Here is a 21,429-nt window from a genome sequence, read left to right on the forward strand (position 1 = left end):
AGTGACTCCCCGCTGTTCTGCCGGTATAGGCGTACCCGGCCGGCTCACCGCTGGTTCGCCGCCGCGGCACGCAGAGTGAAGACGTGCGCTGGGTGGATGTGGGGATCGAGACGCACGTAGTTGTCCTGCCGCCAGCGATACGACTCGCCCGACAGTTCGTCGTCCACGACGAACTCGGCTTGCCAGTCGAGACCGAGGGCGGGCATGTCCAGCGACACCGTCGCCTCATGGGTGTTGTGCGGATCCAGGTTCACGACGACCAGGACAACGTCGCCCAGGCCGTGCCGTCGTGTGGCCGTGTCGTAGGCGCCGGGCAACCGCTTGGAGAAGCAGATCACATCCGGGTTGTTGACGCTGTGAAACCGTAGATTACGCAGTTCCTGGAGTGCCGGGTGTGCTCTTCGGAACAAATTGAGTTGTGTGATGAACGGGGCAAGGCTACGACCTTCTCGCTCTGCCTCTACCCAATTGCGGGGTTTGTACTGATATTTCTCGCTATCAAGGTATTCTTCGCTACCCGGTCTAACCGGGACATTCTCTGCAAGTTCATATCCGGCGTACACGCCCCACGTCGGCATCGCCGTGGCCGCGAGTACTGCTCTGATATAAAATGCCGGGACTCCCCCGTGTTGAAGGTATTCGTGGAGAATGTCCGGAGTATTGACGAACACGTTGGGCCGCATGTAGTGCGACGTCTCGTGGGAGAGCTCGCCCAGATAGTCCTCGACGTCCGGGCGGGAGTTCTTCCACGTGTAGTACGTGTACGACTGGTGGAAGCCGACCTTGGCCAGCGTCCGCATCATCGCGGGGCGGGTGAAGGCCTCCGCCAGGAACAATACGTCAGGGTCGGTGGTGTGCACGTCGGCCAGCAGCTTCTCCCAGAAGGCCACCGGCTTGGTGTGCGGGTTGTCGACCCGGAAGATCCGGACCCCGTGGTCCATCCAGAGCCGCACGACCCGCCTGATCTCCTCGTAGATCCCCTTGGGGTCCCTGTCGAAGTTCAGCGGGTAGATGTCCTGGTACTTCTTCGGCGGGTTCTCCGCGTACGCGATCGAGCCGTCGGCGCGGATGTTGAACCACTCGGGGTGCTCCTTGACCCACGGGTGGTCGGGCGCGCACTGCAGGGCGAAGTCGATGGCGACCTCCATGCCCAGCTCGCGGGTCTGGGCCACGAAGGCGTCGAAGTCCTCGAAGGTGCCCAGGTCGGGGTGGATGGCGTCGTGGCCGCCCTCCTCGGAGCCGATCGCCCAGGGGGATCCGGGATCGTACGGCTCGGGGGTGAGGGTGTTGTTGCGCCCCTTGCGGAAACTGTGCCCGATCGGGTGGATCGGCGGCAGGTAGACGACGTCGAAGCCCATCTTCGCCACGGCCGGGAGCCGCTTGGCGGCGGTCTGGAAGGTCCCGGACTTGGGGGCGACGCCCTGCTCGATGATCGCGCCCTCGGAGCGGGGGAAGAACTCGTACCACGACCCGAACAGCGCCCTGCGGCGGTGCACCAGGACCGTGCGCGGGGCCGACCTCGTCACCAGGTCGCGCAGCGGGTGGGCGCGCAGCATCGCCGCCGTCTCCGGCAGCTGGGCCACGGTGAACCGGGCGCGCGGGTCGATCTCGGGGTCGCGCAGCCTCGCCGCGACCGCCTGGAGCGCGGCCCGGTGTCCGCAGACGTGCTGCTGCGCCACCTTGGGACGCCTGGCCGCCCGAGCCGCGGGGGTCTTGCCGCTCACCGGCCTGCCGGTCGCGGCCGTGCCGCCGGCGGGACCGGCCGGCCCGCAGTCGGCGGCCCGCACCGCCCTCGCCGCGCGGTCGAAGAGCCGGGCGCCCTCCTCGCACATCAGGTCGGCGTCCAGGTCGCGCGGGATCTTGATGCCCGCGTCGTGCAGCCAGGTGGCCACGGGATCACTCCACGCCTCCACCCGGAACCGCCACTCACCCTCGGTGGGCAGCGTCACCTCCACGCCCCACCGGTCGGTGCCCGGGGCGAGCTCGCCCATGGGCAGCAGGGGGCCGCGCACGCCGCCGGGGCCGGTGAACACGACCCCTGCCGCGACCGCGTCGTGTCCCTCGCGGAACACGGTCGCGGAGATCTCGAAGGTCTCACCCGCGGCGGCCTTGGCGGGGCGGCGCCCGCAGTCGACCGTGGGGTGGATGTCCTGGATTGGGATTCGTCCGATCATCGCGTCTCAAGGTAGCGGCGGCACGCCCGGTACCGCCGGGGAAGTCAGCAAGGAAGGATCTTCGTTTTTTCAAGCAACCCCGGGCGGCCGGTCTCGGGGCAGGCCGAAGCCCGCCCTGATGGGACGGTCGGATCCCGAGGGCAGTGTGTTCCGGCTCGTATCTCCGGTGCCCCAATAGTCCAGCTTCATGCGTCCCGCTGGATAGAGTGCGGCACCTCTTACTCTTCCGCGAGTTGCCCTAACAGTCGATCACCTGTCTTTGATGTGTTTGGGGTGGATTGATAGCGGTGAGAGGGAGACGCGTGAGTGTTTGGGTCGCCCTCGTGGCGCTGAGTAACTAGGGTCTGGCACCGTGAGAGCTATCCGCAGGTTCACCGTCCGCACCGTCCTGCCGCCGGAGCTGGCCTCCCTCGGCGAGCTCGTCCTCAATCTGCGCTGGTCATGGCACCCGGAGACACTGGACCTGTTCGGCGAGGTCGATCCGGCCATCTGGGGGCGCGTCGGGTACGACCCCGTCGCGCTGCTGGGCGCCGTCGAGGCCGCCCGGCTCCGTGAGCTGGCCGCCGACCGCCGCTTCCTGAGGCGGCTCGCCGACGCCGCCGACGATCTCCGCGAGTACATGACCGCCCCCCGGTGGTACCAGACCATGGCCGACGCGCCCAAGGCCATCGCCTACTTCTCCCCGGAGTACGGTATCGCCGCGGCGCTGCCGCAGTACTCGGGCGGGCTCGGTATCCTCGCCGGCGACCACCTCAAGGCCGCGAGCGACCTCGGCGTGCCCATCCTCGCCGTCGGCCTGCTGTACCGCCACGGCTACTTCACCCAGTCCCTCTCGCCCGAGGGCTGGCAGCTGGAGCACTACCCCTCCCTCGACCCCGGCGGCCTGCCGCTCACCCTCCTGCGGGAGGAGGACGGCACCCCGGTCCGCATCAAGATCAGCCTTCCCGAGCACCGGACCCTGCACGCCCAGGTCTGGGTGCTCCAGGTCGGCAGGGTGCCGCTGCTGCTGCTCGACTCCGACGTGGCCGAGAACGACGCCGCCGCCCGCGACGTCACCGACCGCCTGTACGGCGGCGGCGGCGACCACCGGCTGCTCCAGGAGCTGCTGCTCGGCGTCGGCGGCGTCCGCGCCATCCGCGCCTACTGCCGGGTCACCGGGCACGCCGAGCCCGAGGTGTTCCACACCAACGAGGGCCACGCGGGCTTCCTCGGCCTGGAGCGCATCCGCGAGCTCACCGAGGCCAGGCTCTCCTTCGACGAGGCCCTGGAGGCGGTGCGGGCCGGGACCGTCTTCACCACGCACACCCCCGTCCCCGCCGGGATCGACCGCTTCCCGGCTGAGATGATCGGCCGCCAGTTCGGCGGCGAGAACGCCTGGCCGACGGTCCCCGTCGACCGCATCCTCGCGCTCGGCGCCGAGGAGGAGCCGGGCAAGTTCAACATGGCCGCGATGGGCATGCGGCTCGCCCAGCGGGTCAACGGCGTCTCCGAGCTGCACGGCGCCGTGAGCCGGGGGATGTTCCAGAGCCTGTGGCCGGGGTTCGACACCGAGGAGATCCCGATCGGGTTCATCACCAACGGTGTGCACGCCCCCACCTGGGTCGGCCGGGAGATCATGGAGCTGGCCGGCCGGGAGCTGCCCACCCTGGTCGACCGCGCCCAGGGCTGGGAGAGCATCGGCAAGATCTCCGACGGCGACGTCTGGGGCATCCGGGGACGGCTGCGCGAGAAGCTGGTCGTCGCGGCCCGCGCGCGGCTCCGCCAGTCGTGGATCAACCGGGGTGCCTCGCAGGCCGAGCTCGGCTGGATCGACGACGCCCTCGACCCCGAGGTGCTCACCATCGGCTTCGCCCGCCGGGTGCCCTCGTACAAGCGGCTCACCCTGATGCTGTCCGACCCCGACCGGCTCCGCGCGCTGCTGCTCGACCCCGCCAGGCCGGTGCAGATCGTGATCGCGGGCAAGGCCCACCCGGCCGACGAGGGCGGCAAGAAGCTCATCCAGCAGATCGTGAAGTTCGCCGACTCCGAGGACGTGCGGCACCGCATCGTCTTCCTGCCCGACTACGACATGGCCCTGGGCCAGCTGCTCGTCCAGGGCTGCGACGTGTGGATGAACAACCCGCTGCGCCCGCTGGAGGCGTGCGGCACGTCCGGGATGAAGGCCGCCCTCAACGGCGGGCTCAACCTGTCCATCCGCGACGGCTGGTGGGACGAGTGGTACGACGGCACCAACGGCTGGGCCATCCCCACCGCCGACGGCGTCGCCGACCCCGACCGCCGCGACGAGCTGGAGGCCGCCGCGCTGTACGACCTGATCGAGCACGAGGTGGCCGACCGGTTCTACGACCGGGCCGACGGGCTGCCCCGGCGCTGGCTGGAGATGGTGAGGCACACCCTCACCTCGCTCGGCCCCAAGGTGCTCGCCGGGCGGATGCTCCGCGACTACGTGGTCGACCTCTACGCCCCGGCGGCGAAGTCCGCCCGCGCCCTCTCCGGGGAGGGGTACGAGCAGGCCAGGAGCTTCGCGGCATGGAAGCTCAAGGTCGGCAGGGCCTGGCCGGGCGTGCGGGTCGAGCACGTCGAGGCCTCGGGCCTGGGCGACAGCACCCCGGAGCTCGGGACCTCCCTGGAGCTGAAGGCCACCATCGCCCTCGGCGAGCTGGAGCCCGGGGACATCCGGGTCCAGGCGGCCTACGGCCGGGTCGGCGACCACGACGACCTGGCCGCCCCCTCCTACGCCGACCTCACCGTCGAGTCCGAGGGCGACGACGGCAGGGCCGTCTTCTCCGGGACCATCCCCCTCGACCGCACCGGGCCCTTCGGCTACACCGTCCGGGTCGTCCCCGACCACCCGCTGGTGGCGTCGACCTCGGAGCTCGGCCTGGTCGCGGTGCCCGAGGAGCCCGTCGGCATGACCAACGGCACCCTGCGCTGACCGCGTGACCGTCCGGCGCCCGCGCCGGACGGCCGGACCCCCGCGCCCCTCCCGGTTTCCGGTGGGGGCACGGGGGTCCTCGCGTTACCGCGAGTCCGCGAAGCGAGACGTCACCACACCGGTGAGTCCGGAAGTGTCCACGTACCGCCACGCCGCGTGGTGCGGTGGGTAGGGTTGAGCACTCGATCCCTGGCGCCCGAGAAAGGTTCCCGGCGCCGTGACCCCGGAGTGCGCCTGACCATGCGGCGGCCCGGTGGCGCGTGGCCCGCGGAGGTCGGTGCCGCGGGCCACGCGGAGAGACCCCCGTGGCGAAGGGGCGAGGACGGCCGCGGAGGGGAAGTCCTCGTCGGCTCCGGAGAGACACCCCCGTGGCGGAGGGGCGAAGGGTCAGGCGTTGGCCTCCAGGGCGGTGCGGACCGCCGACTCCAGGGCGCCCTCGATCCAGGAGTGCTTGAGCGAGGTGTGCTCGCCCGCGAAGTGCAGCCGTCCCACGGGGGCGGCGATGGCGGGGTGGATCTCGGTCATCTGGCCCGGCGTGAAGACGGCGGCCTCGCCGAAGGCGTAGCGGTTGCGCAGCCAGCTCTGGGTCATGCCGTGGCCGGTGTAGAAGTCGGCTATGCGCTCCCCGTGCACCTCCTGCAGCCCGCGCAGCGCGTAGCCGTAGCGCTCGTCGTCGTCCATGGAGTCCCAGCGGGTGGCGTCGTCGGCCCACGCGTAGCTGGCCAGCACGACGCCGCCCTCGCTGCCGCGCACCGGGTGGGAGGGGAAGTAGACGAACCGGTTGGCGTTGTCGGTGACCGACCCGCCGCCCGTCACGTGGGCCGCGGGCCCCGGGCGGTAGCGGGGGCCGAGCTCCCGCCTCCAGTCACGCTCGTCGAACTCCCACCAGCGCCTGCGGAACTCCAGCAGCACCTTGGTCGCGGAGTCGTAGTGCAGCTCGATCACCGCGCGCCGCTTCGGGTACGGCAGGGCCGGGGCGATCTCCACGTGCCGCAGCGCGGAGAACGGGATCGTGATGATCGCGAGGTCTCCCTCGAACGTCTCGCCCCTGCCCTGCGGCCTGGAGTCGGACTCGGTGCTGCCCGTCTCGGTGACCGTCTCGACGCGCACGCCCCGCGCGGTGTGCTGGATCCGCACGGCCCGCCGGTCCATCCGGATGTCGCCGCGCAGCCCCGGCGCCAGCCGGTACGGCAGCTCCCGGCTGCCCCCCTCCATCTCCCAGTAGGTCGCCGACGGGTTGACCAGGCTCCGGGTCAGGAAGGTGTGCATGAACGACAGCGGCAGCCGGGAGGTCAGGTTCTCCAGGGTGCCGATGGCGTCGATCGCCGCGTCGCTCAGCCGGGCGTGCTCCCGCAGGAAGCGGTTCATGGAGTGGTCGTCGAAGTCGTACAGGACGCGGGCCCAGCCCTCGATCAGCTCCGGCAGCGGCTTGTCGACCCGCGTCGAGCCGCGGACGACGGAGAAGTAGTCCCTGACCGGGTCGAGCGCGTCGTCCAGGATCCTGCCCGCGGTCCTGCCGTCCCGCAGCCCGAACGAGGCGTTGATCTCGCGCGGGTCCCGGGCGTACTCGTCGCGGCGCTGGGTGATGCCGTTGACCCGGATCAGGGTGCGGTTCGCCCGCTCCGGCGCGGTGAACTCCCCCCGGGACGGGCCGGAGCGCCAGGCGGGGCCGCGGCGCGGGGTGTAGACGACGGGCGGGACGGGGCCGGTCGCCGCGTCGCCGGGCCGCACGTCGACGTTGTAGAACAGGCGCCGGGGGATGCCGAGCTTGTCGATGAGCGCCAGCGTGAGCGGGTGGAAGTCGGGGATGCGCATCGCCCCGGCCTCGGCGTACTGCGACCGGTCGGCGAAACCGGTCCGGAAGGTCTTGATCCGGCCGCCGATCCGGTTGCCGTTGGCCTCGATGACGGTGACCCGGTGCCCGGCCCGCTTCAGCAGCGTCGCGGCCACCAGCCCGGCGATCCCGGCGCCGACGACGAGGATCTTCTTGGGGGAGCGGGTCCTGGGCAGGCCGTCGTCGATCAGCACCTTGAGGTATTCGAGCTTGAGGTCCGAGCCGTTCTCGCCGACGAGCAGCAGGTCCCGGGCCACCCGGGTGCAGGTGTCCCAGCGCCTCGCGTCGCGCGGCGCCCGCCCGGTGCGCGCGGGGGCCGGGTCCGTGAGCGAGACCGCCGCCGCGACCGCCGGGTCGACGGCCGAGCCGACCGCTCCCACGGCGCCCAGCCCCGCCAGTTTGGCGAACCCCCGCCGGTTCATGTCTGGCACAAGATCCTCCCTTTCGTAGTCACCGTAAGTAATTGAATGACTACTATCGGTTCAAGTGCAGGCATGCCAGGGTCTTTCCGGTTGTGGCGCCAAGCGGCCACGCGGGACCTGTCTTTCGCGGCTTTTGTCACAGGGTGCGCGCGAAGGTCGCGAGGGGGTGTGAGGCCGGCGCGAGGTGGGAGCGAGGTGGCGCGGGCCCGCCGGTGGGCCGCCCCGGACGCGGGTGTCAGGCCGACTCGGGCAAAGTCCCTCTTATATGGCAAAACGCGACAATATACGTCTTTTGCATAGTTCTTTCTTGTATGTGGCGGGAATGGCTACATAGCCGACACCTCGTACACCCTGGAGAGAACAGTGGACGCTTGGACGTTCGAGGGCCAGCCGGGCGCGCTGGGGGACACCACGGTCACGCTGGTCGAGGGCGGCTCCTTCTGCGTGTGCGCCCGCAACGGCGACATCCTCCCCGGCGGGGCGCAGGGGGTCTACCACGCGGACACCCGGATCCTGTCGCGCTGGGAGCTGAGGGTGGACGAGACGCCCGTGGAGGACCTCAGGGTCCTCCCCGCCGAGCCGTACCACGCCACGTTCCTCAGCAAGGCGGCCCCCCGCCCCGGGCGGGCCGAGAGCAGCCTGCTCGTGATCAGGGACCGCTACGTCGGGGGCGGCCTGCGCGAGGACCTCACCCTGCGCAACCTGGGGAGCGAGCCCGCCGGATGCGTGGTCGACATCCACGTCGCCTCCGACATGGCCGACCTGTTCGAGGTGAAGGCCGGCCGGATCCGGCACGTGAGCGACGTCGAGATGACGTCCGACAGGACGGGACTGCTGATCGTCTCGGCCTGCCGCTCGCGCGGCACCAGGGTGGTGGCCGAGCCCGCGCCGTTCGCCGTGCCCGGCATGCTCATCTTCCGCGTCGTCGTGCCCGCGCGGGGCGAGTGGACCGCGAGCCTGCAGGTCAACCCGATCCTGGAGGGCGAGGAGTCGCCCGCGTGGTTCTCCACCCACCACCCGCTGGAGCACGCCGAGCCCGCCAGGCGCCGCGCCGACTGGGAACGCCTCAGCCCGATCATCGTCACCTCCGACCGCGTCCTGGCCCAGGTCCTGGAGCGCTCCAAGGAGGACCTCGGCGCGCTGCGGCTCTTCGAGGCCGGCAAACCGGACGAGGCGCCGACGATCGCCGCGGGCGCGCCGTGGTTCATGACCCTGTTCGGCCGTGACTCGCTGCTGACCTCCTGGATGGCCCTCCAGATGGACCAGTGCCTGGCGCTGGGCACCCTCATGCGCCTGGCCAGGCTGCAGGGCACCGTCGACGACCCGCTGACCGAGGAGGAGCCGGGCAAGATCCTGCACGAGCTCCGTTTCGGCACGCAGACCGGCGCCTCGCCGCACGCGGGCCGCGCCTACTACGGCTCGGTGGACTCGACCCCGCTGTTCGTGATGGTCATGGGCGAGCTGCGCCGGTGGGGCGTGTACGGGGAGGCCGTCGAGAGCCTCATGCCGAACGTCGACGCGGCCCTCGACTGGATCCGCAGGTCCGCGGACCCGTTCCTGTCCTACCGGCGCAAGACCGACCACGGGCTGATCAACCAGGGCTGGAAGGACTCCTTCGACGGCGTCAACTTCGCCGACGGCACCATCGCCAGCCCGCCCATCGCGCTGGCCGAGGTCCAGGGCTACGTCTACGCCGCCTACATCGCCCGCGCCCACTTCGCCCACGAGGCGGGCGACAGTGCCCTGGAGGAGCAGTGGAAGGCCCGCGCGGAACGCCTCAGGGACGCCTTCAACGAGCGCTTCTGGCTGCCGGACCGGGGCTACTACGCCATCGGCCTCGACGGCGCCGGGCGCGCGATCGACAGCCTCGCCTCCAACATGGGCCACTGCCTGTGGACCGGCATCGTCGACGAGGACCGGGCCTCCCACGTCGCCGAGCGGCTGCTCTCGCCGGAGATGTTCACCGGGTACGGGGTGCGGACCCTCGCCTCCACCATGGGCGCCTACAACCCGATGAGCTACCACAACGGCTCGGTCTGGCCGCACGACAACGCCCTGGTCGCGGCCGGGCTGACGCGCTACGGCTTCACGGGCGAGGCCCAGCGGGTCGCCTTCGGCCTGCTGGACGCGGCCGAGGTCTTCGGCTGGCGGCTGCCCGAGCTGTTCTGCGGGTTCGACCGGGCCGAGTTCACCTGGCCGGTGCCCTACCCCACCTCCTGCTCCCCGCAGGCGTGGGCCGCGGCGAGCCCCATCCAGCTGGTCAGGAGCCTGCTGCGCTTCGAGCCGTGGATCCCGTACGGGCGGGTGTGGCTGGATCCCGTCGGGCTGGAGGGCCTGCGGATCCAGGGGCTGCCGCTCGCGGGCTCCCGGGTCACGATCGAGGTCGGCCAGGACGGCGCCACCGTGACCGGGCTGCCCGAGGGGATCACCCTGATCAACGAGCCGCGCAGCCCGCTGACCGCCGCCCTCCGGCGGGTCCACTGACCGCTTTCTCCGTGTCTTTCAAGGTTCCAGGTTCCGCGTATTCGTCTTCGTAGTGAGGTGGCCATGGTCTCGTCGAGAAACGTCCCAGGATGGTCGGAGGGCATGCGCATCCTGATGGTCGCGCCGCCCTGGTACGACGTGCCGCCCCAGGGCTACGGGGGCATCGAGTCGATGGTGGCCGGCCTCGTCGCCGGGCTGACCCGGCGCGGGCACGACATCACGCTGATCGGGGCCGGCCGGGCGGGGACCTCCGCGCGCTTCCTGAGCACCTACGGGCGGGCGCCCTCGGAGCGGATCGGCGAGCCGATGCCCGAGGTCCTGCACGCCGCCAAGGCGTACGCGATGACCTCGAAGCTCGTGGTGGACGTGATCCACGACCACACCCTGGCCGGTCCGCTGACCGCGGCCGCGCAGGCTGTCCCGACGGTGATCACCTGCCACGGGGAGGTGGGGGGCGAGTTCGGCGAGTACTACCGGGTGCTCGGCGGCGCCGTGTCGATGGTCGCCATCTCCGAGGCCCAGCGGCGCATCGCCCCCGACCTGAACTGGGCGGGGGTGGTCCACAACGCGGTCGACGTCACGGCCTTCCCGTTCCGGGAGCGCAAGGAGGACTGGGCGCTGTGGCTGGGCCGGTTCAACGAGGACAAGGGCGCCCACCTGGCCATCGACGCCGCCCGCGCCGCGGGACGGCGCATCCTGCTCGCCGGGAAGCTCACCGAGAAGATCGAGTACGACTACTTCGACGAGTACGTCAGGCCCCGGCTCGGCCCCGACGCCGAGTACGTCGGCGAGGCCGACACCGCGCGCAAGCACGAGCTGCTGGGCGCGGCCAGGTGCCTGGTCTTCCCGATCGTCTGGGAGGAGCCGTTCGGCATGGTCATGATCGAGGCGATGGCCTGCGGCACGCCCGTGGTCGCGCTCGGCAGGGGCGCCGTGCCCGAGGTGGTCGTGGACGGGGTCACCGGCTTCATCCGGAGCGACCCCTCGGAGCTCCCCGCCGCCATCGAGGCGACGGACGCGCTCGACCCGCGTGCCTGCCGTTCCCGCGTGGAGCGCTTCTTCGGCGTGGAGGTGATGGCCCGCGGGTACGAGGCGATCTACCGCAGGACGATCGCCGGGCTGCCGAGGCGGGCGAGGGAGGACTCGGGCAGGAACGCGGGGGAGAGCAGGGACCTGGCCATGCCCGTCAACTGAGACGCGCCCTATGGTGGTTCGCGGCACGGAGGTCAACGAAGATCGCGGCGCGGCCCGCGGGTCCCGGCGGAAGGACGTTCATGGGTGAGTTCGTGCGGGTGGAGGCGGCCGACGGGGTCGCGACGATCAGGCTGGACCGGCCGAAGATGAACGCGCTCAACCGGCAAGTCCAGCTGGAGATCGCCGAGTGCGCCCGCCAGGTGGACGCCGACGACGACGTGTACGCCGTGGTCCTCTACGGCGGGAACGTCTTCGCGGCCGGGGCCGACATCAAGGAGATGGCCGGAATGTCGTACGCCGACATGGCGGCCCACTCACGGGTCCTGCAGGACTGCTTCACCGCCGTCGCGAGGATCGGCAAGCCGGTCGTCGCGGCCGTGACCGGCTACGCGCTCGGCGGCGGCTGCGAGCTCGCGCTGTGCGCGGACGTCAGGATCGCCGGGGAGTCGGCCAAGCTGGGCCAGCCCGAGATCCTGCTGGGCATCATCCCCGGGGCGGGCGGCACCCAGCGGCTGCCCCGGCTGGTCGGCCCGGCCAGGGCGAAGGACCTCATCTTCACCGGGCGCCACGTGCCCGCCGCCGAGGCGCTGGCCATCGGCCTGGTGGACCGGGTCGTCCCCGACGAGGACGTGTACCCCGAGGCCCTCGCGTACGCCGCCCGGTTCGCGGGAGGCCCCGCCCTGGCGCTGCGCGCCGCCAAGAAGGCCGTGGACACCGGCCTGGAGACCGACCTCGACACCGGCCTGGAGATCGAGCGCCTGCAGTTCTCCGGGCTGTTCGCCACCGACGACGCGGGGATCGGCATGCGGGCCTTCTCCGAGAGGTCGAAGGCCGAGTTCACCGGCCGCTGACCTGTACGCCGAGGTAGATGAAGCTTGTGGGGATTGGTCCTGGATGATCGATGATTGCCGGTATCGTGCCGGGTTATGGTGCGGTTGGTGAAGCGTGCGCTGGTGCCCGCCCCGCTGCGGCGGGCGGTTCTCGGCTGGTTCGACTCCCGGTACATCTCCAGGGCCGACCACCGGCAGGACGTCAAGGACGCCCTCTGGGAGGTCCAGACGCTGGCCAGGGAGGTCACCGCGCTGCGCGCGGAGGTCGTCGAGCTCCGCTCGCGGGTGGCCGGGGTGAAACTCGACCCGGCGCGGGCCGGGCGCTGGGACGACGCCCACCGGCTGGCCCAGGAGACCGCCGTCGCGCTGGACGGGGTGCTCCAGAACGAGGTGCTGCTCTGGCAGGCCGTGGACCGCGCCACCGGGCGCGCGACGGGCACTGTGAACACTGCGGGCATTGTGAACACTGCGGGCACTGTGGGCATGGAGGACACGGCGTGAGAGTGGCCTGGACGGCCGACGGGGGCACCTGGCGGCTGGAGTTCCGGCTGGACCCCGAGGACGGCGTCACCGGCCACTGCGCCGACGGCGCGGCCCTGAAGCTGGCCACGAACACCTTCAGGGTCGAGCTGCCCCGGGCGCCGCGTGACATCCACCCGGACCTGCTCGCCCTCACCGCGTGGACCGTGGTCGCGCCGTGGACCCGGCGCCGCGTCACCTTCGACCGGCCGATCTCGCCGGGGCTCGCCGGGGCGATTGGCGACGGCTGGGGGATCGAGGCCGGTCCCACCGATTCCACCGGGAACGCCGGGACCACGGGGACTACCGGGACCGCCGGGCCTACCGGGCCTACTGGGACGCGGTCGCGCTCCGGGAGCAGGCTGGCGATCTCCTACAGCGGCGGGGCCGACTCGGTCGCGGTGGCCGCGATGCTGCCCGACGCGCCGTTCGTGCACTTCCAGCGGGTCTCCCACCCGCGCGTGCCCAACCGGTGGACCCACTACCGCTCCGACGTCCTGGCCTCGCTGGCGGAGAAGACCGGCCGCGAGCTGACCGTCGTCCGCTCCGACCTGGAGTTCACCCTCGCCGAGCCCCGTCCCGGCTACCCCGAGCACCACGCGGTCGCCGCGGGCGCGCTGCTGATGGCCGACGAGCTCGACCTGGGCGGCCTGGCCTTCGGCTACGAGCTGGGGTCGCGCTGGCTGGGGGGCGCCCGCTACATCCACCGCTACACGCCCGACAACCTGATGTGGGCCCCGCACGGCGCCTGGGGGCGGGCGTTCGCCGCCGTGGGCCTGCACATCGTGCTCCCGGTGGGCGGGGTGAGCGAGGCCGTCACGATGCGGCTCGCCCTCGGCTCCGGGCTGCGCGGGCAGCTCCGCTGGTGCCTGCGCGGGGTGGGCGGCCCCTGCGGGACCTGCGGCAAGTGCCTGTACAAGGAGCTCATCCAGGCCGCCGTCGAGCGCCGCCCCCTCCGCACCACGATCACCGCGGGCCGCCCGGTCGCCCGCAAGTGGCAGCAGCCGCCCCCGTACGGGGGCCAGGAGATGATCGAGTACGGCTGCGCCCGGGTGCCCGGCATCGAGGATACGGTCTTCGCCGCGGCGGCGCGGCACCTCCGGGCGACCGAGGCGTCCACCGCCTGGCTGGACCGCTGCTACCCGCCCGCGGTCGCGGAGATCCCCGAACCGTGGCGCAAGCAGGTTCACGACTTCGTGACCGGGGAGATCGGTTTCATGAGCGAGGAAGAGGCGCGCCGCGTCGAGACCTGGGGCATGACGTGAAGGTCTACGTCTCGGTCGACATGGAGGGCGTCACCGGGCTGACCGACCCCGAGGAGATGCACGCCGGGGGCCGGGGCTACGAGCGCGGCTGCGAGCTGATGACCGGCGACGCCAACGCGGTCGTCGAGGGCCTGTTCGACGCCGGGGCCACCGCCGTGCGCGTCAACGACGCCCACGGCTCGACCAAGAACCTCAGGATCGACCTGCTCGACGAGCGGGCGACCCTGCTGCGGGGCCCCGGCAAGCCGCTGCGGATGGGGCAGGGGCTCGACGCGAGCCACCGGGCGGCCTGCTTCGCCGGATACCACGCGCGGGCCGGGGTCCAGCACGGCGTGCTCAACCACACCTGGATGGGCAAGGAAATCCACAACGTCTACCTCAACGGCGAGGTCTGCGGGGAGACCCGTCTCGTCGCCTCCTTCGCCGGGACGCTCGGCGTCCCCGTGATCCTGGTGACCGGGGACGAGGCCGTCTGCGAGGAGGCGAGGGAGCTGCTCGGCGACGTGGAGACCGTCGCGGTCAAGAAGGGCGTCGACAGGTTCGCCGCCGAGCTCCTGCCGCCCGCCGTCGCCCGGGCCCGCATCCGCGAGGCCGCGGCCCGCGCGCTCGACCGGGTGGCCGACTTCCGCCTCTGCGCCCCCGAGCCGCCGTTCACCCTCGGCGTCGAGTGGAACTCCACCGCCATCGCCGCCGGATGCGCGATCATCCCCGGGGTGACGGCGGCGGGCCCGCGGCACACGGAGTTCACCACCGACGACTTCTCGCAGATCATGGCCCTGCTGGGGATCTTCGCCACGATCGGCGGCCACATCGCCTGCGGCAGCGGCGCGTACGGCTGACCCTTGACGCCCCCCATGAGTGACGAGGCGGGTCCGCCCCCCGCCGCCGAAGTCAGTACCAGGCCCGCGCCCGGCACGGGCGGGGGCCTGACGCGCAGGGCGCTGCTGGTCGGCGTGGGCGCGGCCGGGGGAGCCGGGGCGATGTTCGCGGCGATGGGCGCGCTCGGCCTCGCCCCGGAGTCCCAGGACAGGAACTTCACACCCCCGCAGCGCTCCGACTTCTCCCTCACCGGCAGGGGAGCGGCCAAGGTGGTCGTCCTCGGCGCGGGCGTCGCCGGGCTGACCTGCGCCTACGAGCTGGGCAAGGCCGGGTACGACTGCACGGTGCTGGAGGCGTCCGGCCGGGTGGGCGGCAGGAACCTCACGCTGCGCGCGGGCGACCGGCTGGACGAGCTGGGCGGCGAGACGCAGACCGCGGGGTTCCAGGAGGGCGTCTACTTCAACGCCGGGGCCGCGCGGATCGCGCCCTGGATGGTCACCATGGACTACTGCCGCGAGCTGGGCGTCCCCGTCGAGATCTTCGTCAACAACAACGCCTCCGCGTACGTCTACACGCGGGGCATGACCGCCCCGGCACGGGCGCGCGCGGCCCGCGCGGACCTGTACGGCTACGTCGGGGAGCTGCTGGCCAAGGCGAGCAACGCGGGCGCGCTGGACCGCCGTCTCACCGCGGACGACCGCGAGCGGCTGGAGGAGTTCCTGCGGCGTTTCGGCGACCTCGGCCCCGACCTCGCCTACCGCCGGGACTCCAGGCGGCGGGGGTTCGAGACCTACCCCGGGGTGGGCGAGGGCGTCTCCGTGGGCACGGCCTCCTCGTTGCGCGACGTGCTCGCCGCGGGCACCGGCAGGTACGTCACCATGGACTTCGGCTACGACCAGGTCATGCCCATGTTCCAGCCGGTGGGCGGGATGGACACGATCACCGGCGCGCTCGCCGACGCGGTCGGCCGCGACCGGATCAGGACGGGCACGCCGGTCACCGGGATCAGGACCCTGCCCGACGGCGTGGAGGTCACGCACCGGGACGGCACCGGGGACAACGCCGGGACCGGCGTCGTCCGCGCCGACTACTGCGTCGCGACCCTGCCTCCCCACCTGTTCGCGCGCCTGCCGCACGACCTCGGCACCCCGGTCACCACCGCGCTCCGCACGCCCGTGCCCGTCCCCGCCGGAAAGATCGGGCTGGAGTACGGGAGACGCTGGTGGGAGATCGACGACCGCATCTACGGCGGCGCCACCGAGACGGACCTGGACATCACCCACATCTGGTACCCCTCCTACGGCTTCCACTCCCGCGGCGGCCTGGTGGTCGGCTACTACAACGTCGAGGAGAACGCCGACGTCTACACCGGGCTCTCCCACCGCGAACGGCGCAACCGCGCGCTCACCCAGGGCAAGAAGATCCACGGGGAGAAGTACCGCGCCGAGCTGCGCTCCAGCGTCTCGATCGCCTGGGGGCGCCAGCCGTACATCGAGGGCGGCTGGGCGAGCTGGCCCTCCTTCGGGAGCGACTACGCCCTGCTGCAGCGCCCGGCCGGCCGGGTCTACTTCGCCGGAGACTGGCTCTCGCACCTGACGGCCTGGCAGGCCGGTGCCATGGAGTCCGCGCGGAGGGCGGTCACCGATCTGCACCACCGGGTGCTCCAGACGCCCTCCTGAGTGTCACCCCGCCGCCGTAAAGTCTTCGGTGCGAGAGAATCCCCAAAGGAATTCCCAGGGAGGCGAGACGGCGATGGCGATCGGGACGTTGGACTGGACGAGCGCCGCGGGGCGGCCGGACCTGCTGGCGGAGCCGGTGGCGCGGGCCATCGGAGAGCTCGGCGAGCTCGGCGGGGGAAGTGGGCCTGGCGGGGTCACCGTCGCGGAGATCGATCCGGAGCTGGCCGACACGGCGGCCTTCTGCGAGCGCTACGGCGTGGGCATGGGAGAGTCGGCCAACTGCGTGATCGTGGCGGCCCGGCGCGCGGGGGAGACCCGCTACGCGGCATGCATGGTGCTCGCCACCACGAGGGCCGACGTCAACGGGGTGATCAGGCGCCACCTGGACGCGCGGAAGATCTCGTTCGCGCCGATGGACGACGCGGTCGCGCTGACCGGCATGGAGTACGGCGGGATCACCCCGCTCGGGCTGCCCGACGACTGGCCGGTGCTCGTCGACGAGGCGGTGGCGGCCCACCCGGAGGTCGTGATCGGCAGCGGCGTCCGCCGCTCCAAGCTGGCCGTGCCCGGCTCGCTGCTGGCCGGGCTGAAAACCGCGCGGGTTCTCCACCTGGCGAACTGAGGCGGAAATGAGATTAAGTGAGAGCGGGAATCGGGAAACCGTCGGGGTTCTGTGAACGTTATTCAGTCGGAAAATGTGGCCCGATGGTTCATCTCGTGGGCGAGGTCTAAGCCGATATGGTGCTTCATGCCATGAATCAGGACGACCGATTGGGCCCTTACCGGCTGCTGCGGCGGCTCGGCGAGGGCGGTATGGGCGTGGTCCATCTAGCCGTCGACCCGCAGGGCCGGCAGGTGGCGGTGAAGGTCCTCCGCGCCGAGGTGGCGGGCGACGACGTCGCGCGCCGCCGTCTTTCGCGCGAGGTCGAGACGATGCGCCGCGTGCGCAGCGAGTACATCGCGGAGGTCCTCGACGCCGACGTGACCGGCCACCGCCCCTACATCGTGACGCGCTACGTCGCGGGCAGGCCGCTGGACGAGGTCATCAAGCAGGACGGCCCGATGGAGCTGCCCGCGCTGCTGCGGGTCGCGCACGGGGTGGCGTCGGCGCTGGCCGCCGTCCACTCGGTCGGGGTGATCCACCGCGACCTGAAGCCCGGCAACGTCCTCATCCTGGACGGCGAGCCGGTCCTCATCGACTTCGGCATCGCGCAGGCCGTCGACGCCACCCGGCTCACCCAGACCGGCATGTTCATCGGCACCCCCGGCTACCTCGCCCCTGAGATCATCGAGGGGCACGAGGCCGGGCCCGAGGTCGACGTGCACGCCTGGGCGGGCACCCTGGTCTTCGCCGCCACCGGCCTGCCGCCCTTCGGCAAGGGCACGCTGGAGATGATCTTCTACAACATCACCGCGGGCAAGGCGAACGTCGACGCCGTCCCGCAGGCGCTCCAGCCGGTCCTGCGGGCCGCGCTCCAGCGCGACCCGGCGAGGCGGCCCGCCGCCGCCGACCTGGCGGCGCAGGTGGCGCGCCTGCTGCCCCGTCCCGGCACCGGCCCCGGCAGGCCCCGGGTGCCCGACGAGGTCACCACGGTCGCGGAGTTCGACGACCCCGCCCCCGGCTCCCGCCCTTCGGGGTCCTCGGGCGCCTTCGGTGTTCCCGGTGGCCCCGGTGGCCCCGGTGGCCCCGGTGTTCCCGGTGGCTCCGGTGGTCATGGCGGTCCCGGCGCCCCGGGCCCGCGCGTCCCCGGGCGCCAGGGCGCCGCGGCCGACGAGCCGGGCGACGTGCCGACCCCGGTCGCGTCGCGCCCCGCGGTCCAGCGGCCCACCTCCTGGCCCCCGGCCCCCGTGGCCCAGCCCCAGGAGTACGTCTCGCTGCTCGGCGAGGAGCAGCCCGACCCGTGGCCCACCCGCAGGGTGACGCCCGAGGAGCTGCGCCAGGCCGCGGCGGCCCAGCAGGCCGCGTACGACCTGCCCACCGGCATGCTCGCCCCCGAGGACGTCCCCACCCGCACCCCGAGCGCCGTCCCGGGCCCCGTGCCCGGCCCGTCCGCTCCGGCCGTCGGTGAGCAGCAGGCGGCGCGGGCCGACGACGGCGCCACGGCGCCGGTCTCCGACGGGGACATCCCCACCCAGCGGGTCCGCCCCCAGGACCTGCAGGAATACATCCGCCAGTACACCGAGCAGCCGGGCCAGCACGGTCAGCAGGGCCAGCAAGGCCAGCCGGGCCGTTCGGGTCAGCAGGCCCGGCCGGGTCAGCAGGGGCAGCACGGCCAGCAGGGCCAGCAGGGCCAGCACGGTCAGCAGGGCCAGCAGGGCCATTCCGGTCAGCAGGGCCGGTCACCGCAGCCCGGTGGCCAGCCCCCGCCGCCCTACCCGCAGCGGCAGGCCGCGTTCGACCAGCAGCGGACCCCGCAGGTCCGCACCCCCACCCCGCCCCCCTACCCCTATCCGCACCCCCAGCCGCACGCCCGGCATCCCCAGCACTCCCCGCAGGCCCAGCAGCCCGTGCCGTCGGCGCTCCACCCCGGCCAGCGTCCGGGACACGCGTTGCAGCGTTCCAAGGCGTACGGGGTGGCGAGCGTGCTGATGCTGGTCGTCATGACGGGCGCGGCGGTCGTCGCCCCGGTGATCGTCGCCGCGCTGGCGATCCCGGTGGCGATCCTGCTGCGCGCCGCCGACATCGCCCAGCCCGCGCTCAACGCCAGGAGGGCCGCGGGCGAGGCGGCGGCCGACGTCTTCCGGGTGCTCGGCCAGCCGGCCGCGCTCCTGAAGTCGATCGGCATCACCGTCGCCCTCGTCCCGTACGCGCTCGTCCTCGGCCTGCCGGTGACGCTCCTGCTCGCCGCGGTGCTGGTCAGGAGCATGCCGGTTACCAACGCGCTGAGCTGGGGCGTGGCCGTCGCGCTCTGGACCCTCTGCGCCGGACCCGGCGTCGAGGGCCCCAGCCGCCAGATGCGACGTACGCTGGCATCACTGCTGCCGTCACGCGGAGCGGCCATCGTCGCCGCCGCGGGGCTGGCGGTGGCGGCGGCGCTGATGGTCTTCCTGGCGATCGGCACCGTGGGAGAGAAGGCACGGCAGGCGGTGTGGACGCCGGTCGACGTCGGGACGGTGGTGGGGAAACTGGAAGACCTACGAGAGAAGGCGGCGTGATGACCGGGGACACGCGGGCGCCCGAGAGGCTGGGTCCGTACCGCCTGCTCAGGAAGATCGGCGAGGGCGGCATGGGCGTCGTCCACCTCGGTCTCGACGAGGACGGGCGCGAGGTGGCCGTGAAGGTCCTGCACCCGCACGTGGCCGCCGACCTCAAGGCGCGCGACCGGCTCACCCGCGAGGTGGAGACCATGCGGCGGGTGCGCAGCCAGCACGTCGCCGAGGTGCTCGACGCCGAGCTGACGGCGAAGCAGCCCTACATCGTGACCCGGTTCGCGCCGGGACGCACGCTGGAGGAGACCGTCCTGGAGGACGGCCCGCTCTCCGCCGACCAGGTCATCCGGCTGGCGCAGGGCATGTGCGCGGCGCTGGTGGCCATCCACGCCGCCGACGTCATCCACCGCGACTTCAAGCCGTCCAACGTGATGATCGTCAACGGTGACCCGCTGGTCATCGACTTCGGCATCGCGCACCTGGTCAACGCGACCCGGCTCACCCAGACCGGCATGTTCGTCGGCACCCCCGGCTACCTCGCCCCGGAGATCATCCGCGACTCCGAGATCACCCAGGCGGCCGACGTGCACGCGCTGGCCTCGACGGTCTTCTTCGGCGCGACCGGCAAGCCGCCGTTCGGCACGGGCAGCTTCGAGGTCGTCTGCTTCAACATCATGGAGGGCCGGGCCAACGTCGACCTGGCTCCCGCGTGGCTGCGCGGCTGGCTGCGGCGAGCCCTCGCCGTCGACCCTGTCGCCCGGCCGTCCGCGACGGAGCTGCACCGGATGGCCCGCGCCCTCGACCCGAGGGTGACGGCCTTCCAGGAGACGCCGCCCACCTCCGTCCTCGACAACGGCGGGACGAAGGTCCTCAACGCCGACGGCACCAGGGTCCTCGACGGCCAGCCCACGTCCCCCTCCCGGTCCACTCCCTCGCAGTCACCGCCGTCCCCGCAGTCCCCGCCGTCGTCGCCGCCGCGCAACGGCACCCGCGCGCTGCCGCAGGACGGCGGTTACGCCGACCTGCTCCCGCCGGTCGAGTACGCCAAGCCGGAGCGGCGTGAGCGCAGGCCCAGGCAGGAGCAGGGCCAGGGGTCCGCCGCGACGGCCCCGCCGCCCCCGTACGTCCCGGCCTCCAAGCCGCCGCCCTACGTCCCCGCGCCGCCCTCGGCGCAGGCCAGGGCCGCGGCCCCGCCGCCCTTCGCCGACCAGCGGGTGGCCGGGTATCCGGCGCCGCCGCCCACCGGCCAGGCGCGCCCCTATCCGCCGCCGGTCCAGGCGCGGCGTGAGGCCCCTGCCCAGGACCGGCCCGCCCCCGCGCCCCGCACCCCTCCGCAGGAGCGCTACCGCGCCGCCCACCCGCTGGCGTCGGTGCTGCTGCTCACGATCCTGGTGGCGCTGGCCTGCATGCTGCCCGTGGTGGTGAGCGTGTTCGCGCTGGCCGCCGCGCTCTGCCTGCGCGTGGGCGAGCACCTCTTCGGGGACCTGGCCCAGCGGCGCTCCATCCGGGGCAGCAGCGCCAGCGACCCCCTGCTCGCGGTGCTCGGCACCCCCTGGGCGCTGATCAGGTCCGCGTTCGGGACGCTGGTCACCGGGTTGCTGTCCGCGATGTTCGGCATGTGCGTGTGGGGGTTCCTCGTCTACGCGGGCGACATGAACAAGAACTTCGCGGCCGCCTACGCCGCGGGCGCCTTCGTGGCCGGGCTGTTCGTGCTGCCCGGCGGCGGCAAGCCCCGCAAGGCCGTCGCCCGCGCGCTGAGCGGGGTGATCCGCAGCCCCGGCGCGGGCATGGTGACCACGATCGTGCTGGGCACGCTGGCGTTCTTCGCGGTGATGGCGGCGTTCAGCGTGGTCCCGTCCTTCTCCCCGTGGCAGCCTCCGACCGAGGTCGTCGACAAGCTCACGGCGCAGTGGCGGCAGTCGGCGAACGAGGGCGCGATGGGCGTGCTCGACCTCGTCGGCGGTCTCTTCGACGAGTTGATGAAGAGCCTCGGCCTCGGGTTCCTGACGTTCTGGAGATAGCCGTTCCGGAGGTAACGGTCCCGGCGGCGGGGCCTTAACGGTCGCCGGCCGGTGCGCGATCGCCCTCTTCTGCGGCACGATGGAGGGGACCCGCCGGAAGGAG

General features: G+C 72.4%; 13 protein-coding genes. 11 read left to right on the plus strand and 2 right to left on the minus strand.

Features of this window, described 5'->3' with window-relative positions; all coding sequences use genetic code 11:
- Positions 1-44: 44 nt before the first annotated feature.
- Positions 45-2,174: an alpha-1,4-glucan--maltose-1-phosphate maltosyltransferase gene (locus ABT053_RS14050; protein WP_350969382.1), complete on the minus strand. Its 2,130-nt coding sequence runs from the start codon at positions 2,172-2,174 to the stop codon at positions 45-47.
- Positions 2,175-2,526: 352 nt separating this feature from the next.
- On the opposite strand from ABT053_RS14050, the gene glgP reads away from it, so the two are divergent.
- A complete protein-coding gene (gene glgP / locus ABT053_RS14055; RefSeq protein ID WP_350969384.1) occupies positions 2,527-5,109 on the plus strand; it encodes an alpha-glucan family phosphorylase in 2,583 nt (860 codons plus the stop codon).
- Positions 5,110-5,496: 387 nt separating this feature from the next.
- Here the strand turns inward: glgP and ABT053_RS14060 are convergent, their stop codons facing one another.
- Positions 5,497-7,365, minus strand: a complete 1,869-nt coding sequence (locus ABT053_RS14060) for a flavin monoamine oxidase family protein (protein ID WP_350969648.1) — start codon at positions 7,363-7,365, stop codon at positions 5,497-5,499.
- Between the two features lie 363 nt (positions 7,366-7,728).
- On the opposite strand from ABT053_RS14060, the gene ABT053_RS14065 reads away from it, so the two are divergent.
- The 10 genes from ABT053_RS14065 (at position 7,729) to ABT053_RS14110 (ending at position 21,326) form a co-directional block, all read left to right on the plus strand.
- Positions 7,729-9,849: an amylo-alpha-1,6-glucosidase gene (locus ABT053_RS14065; RefSeq protein WP_350969385.1), complete on the plus strand. Its 2,121-nt coding sequence runs from the start codon at positions 7,729-7,731 to the stop codon at positions 9,847-9,849.
- 102 nt (positions 9,850-9,951) lie between these two features.
- The gene (locus ABT053_RS14070) at positions 9,952-11,043 is read left to right on the plus strand and encodes a glycosyltransferase family 4 protein (protein WP_350969386.1); all 1,092 of its coding nucleotides are present in this window, start codon (positions 9,952-9,954) and stop codon (positions 11,041-11,043) included.
- Positions 11,044-11,123: 80 nt separating this feature from the next.
- Positions 11,124-11,894 (plus strand): enoyl-CoA hydratase/isomerase family protein, encoded by a 771-nt coding sequence (locus ABT053_RS14075; protein WP_350969387.1) that lies wholly within the window; start codon positions 11,124-11,126, stop codon positions 11,892-11,894.
- Between the two features lie 87 nt (positions 11,895-11,981).
- On the plus strand, positions 11,982-12,374 hold the full coding sequence (locus tag ABT053_RS14080) for a hypothetical protein (RefSeq protein WP_350969388.1): 393 nt from the start codon (positions 11,982-11,984) through the stop codon (positions 12,372-12,374).
- Positions 12,371-13,657: a DUF6395 domain-containing protein gene (locus ABT053_RS14085; protein ID WP_350969390.1), complete on the plus strand. Its 1,287-nt coding sequence runs from the start codon at positions 12,371-12,373 to the stop codon at positions 13,655-13,657. The genes ABT053_RS14080 and ABT053_RS14085 overlap by 4 nt, the downstream gene beginning before the upstream one ends.
- A complete protein-coding gene (locus tag ABT053_RS14090) occupies positions 13,654-14,496 on the plus strand; it encodes a M55 family metallopeptidase (protein ID WP_350969391.1) in 843 nt (280 codons plus the stop codon). Before ABT053_RS14085 ends, ABT053_RS14090 begins: the two co-directional genes overlap by 4 nt.
- Before the next feature lie 15 nt (positions 14,497-14,511).
- Positions 14,512-16,155, plus strand: coding sequence for a flavin monoamine oxidase family protein (locus ABT053_RS14095; protein ID WP_350969393.1), 1,644 nt, complete (start codon positions 14,512-14,514; stop codon positions 16,153-16,155).
- Between the two features lie 73 nt (positions 16,156-16,228).
- On the plus strand, positions 16,229-16,777 hold the full coding sequence (locus ABT053_RS14100) for a YbaK/EbsC family protein (RefSeq protein ID WP_350969394.1): 549 nt from the start codon (positions 16,229-16,231) through the stop codon (positions 16,775-16,777).
- A gap of 131 nt (positions 16,778-16,908) precedes the next feature.
- Entirely contained in the window at positions 16,909-19,311 is a 2,403-nt protein-coding gene (locus ABT053_RS14105; protein ID WP_350969396.1) for a serine/threonine-protein kinase, read from the plus strand.
- Complete coding sequence (locus tag ABT053_RS14110; protein ID WP_350969398.1) at positions 19,311-21,326, plus strand: serine/threonine-protein kinase; 2,016 nt, start codon at positions 19,311-19,313, stop codon at positions 21,324-21,326. Before ABT053_RS14105 ends, ABT053_RS14110 begins: the two co-directional genes overlap by 1 nt.
- The last annotated feature ends 103 nt before the right edge of the window (positions 21,327-21,429 follow it).

It is taken from the genome of Streptosporangium sp. NPDC002524 (assembly GCF_040295985.1).
Classification (GTDB): Bacteria; Actinomycetota; Actinomycetes; order Streptosporangiales; family Streptosporangiaceae; genus Streptosporangium.

What these genes read in the sequence shown, in the direction of transcription:
- ABT053_RS14050 (WP_350969382.1), bottom strand. Translation starts at nt 2,174, where the DNA reads ATGATCGGACGAATCCCAATCCAGGACATCCACCCCACGGTCGACTGC.
- ABT053_RS14060 (WP_350969648.1), bottom strand. Translation starts at nt 7,365, where the DNA reads ATGAACCGGCGGGGGTTCGCCAAACTGGCGGGGCTGGGCGCCGTGGGA.
- ABT053_RS14070 (WP_350969386.1), top strand. Translation starts at nt 9,952, where the DNA reads ATGCGCATCCTGATGGTCGCGCCGCCCTGGTACGACGTGCCGCCCCAG.
- ABT053_RS14075 (WP_350969387.1), top strand. Translation starts at nt 11,124, where the DNA reads ATGGGTGAGTTCGTGCGGGTGGAGGCGGCCGACGGGGTCGCGACGATC.
- ABT053_RS14095 (WP_350969393.1), top strand. Translation starts at nt 14,512, where the DNA reads ATGAGTGACGAGGCGGGTCCGCCCCCCGCCGCCGAAGTCAGTACCAGG.
- ABT053_RS14100 (WP_350969394.1), top strand. Translation starts at nt 16,229, where the DNA reads ATGGCGATCGGGACGTTGGACTGGACGAGCGCCGCGGGGCGGCCGGAC.
- ABT053_RS14105 (WP_350969396.1), top strand. Translation starts at nt 16,909, where the DNA reads ATGAATCAGGACGACCGATTGGGCCCTTACCGGCTGCTGCGGCGGCTC.
- ABT053_RS14110 (WP_350969398.1), top strand. Translation starts at nt 19,311, where the DNA reads ATGACCGGGGACACGCGGGCGCCCGAGAGGCTGGGTCCGTACCGCCTG.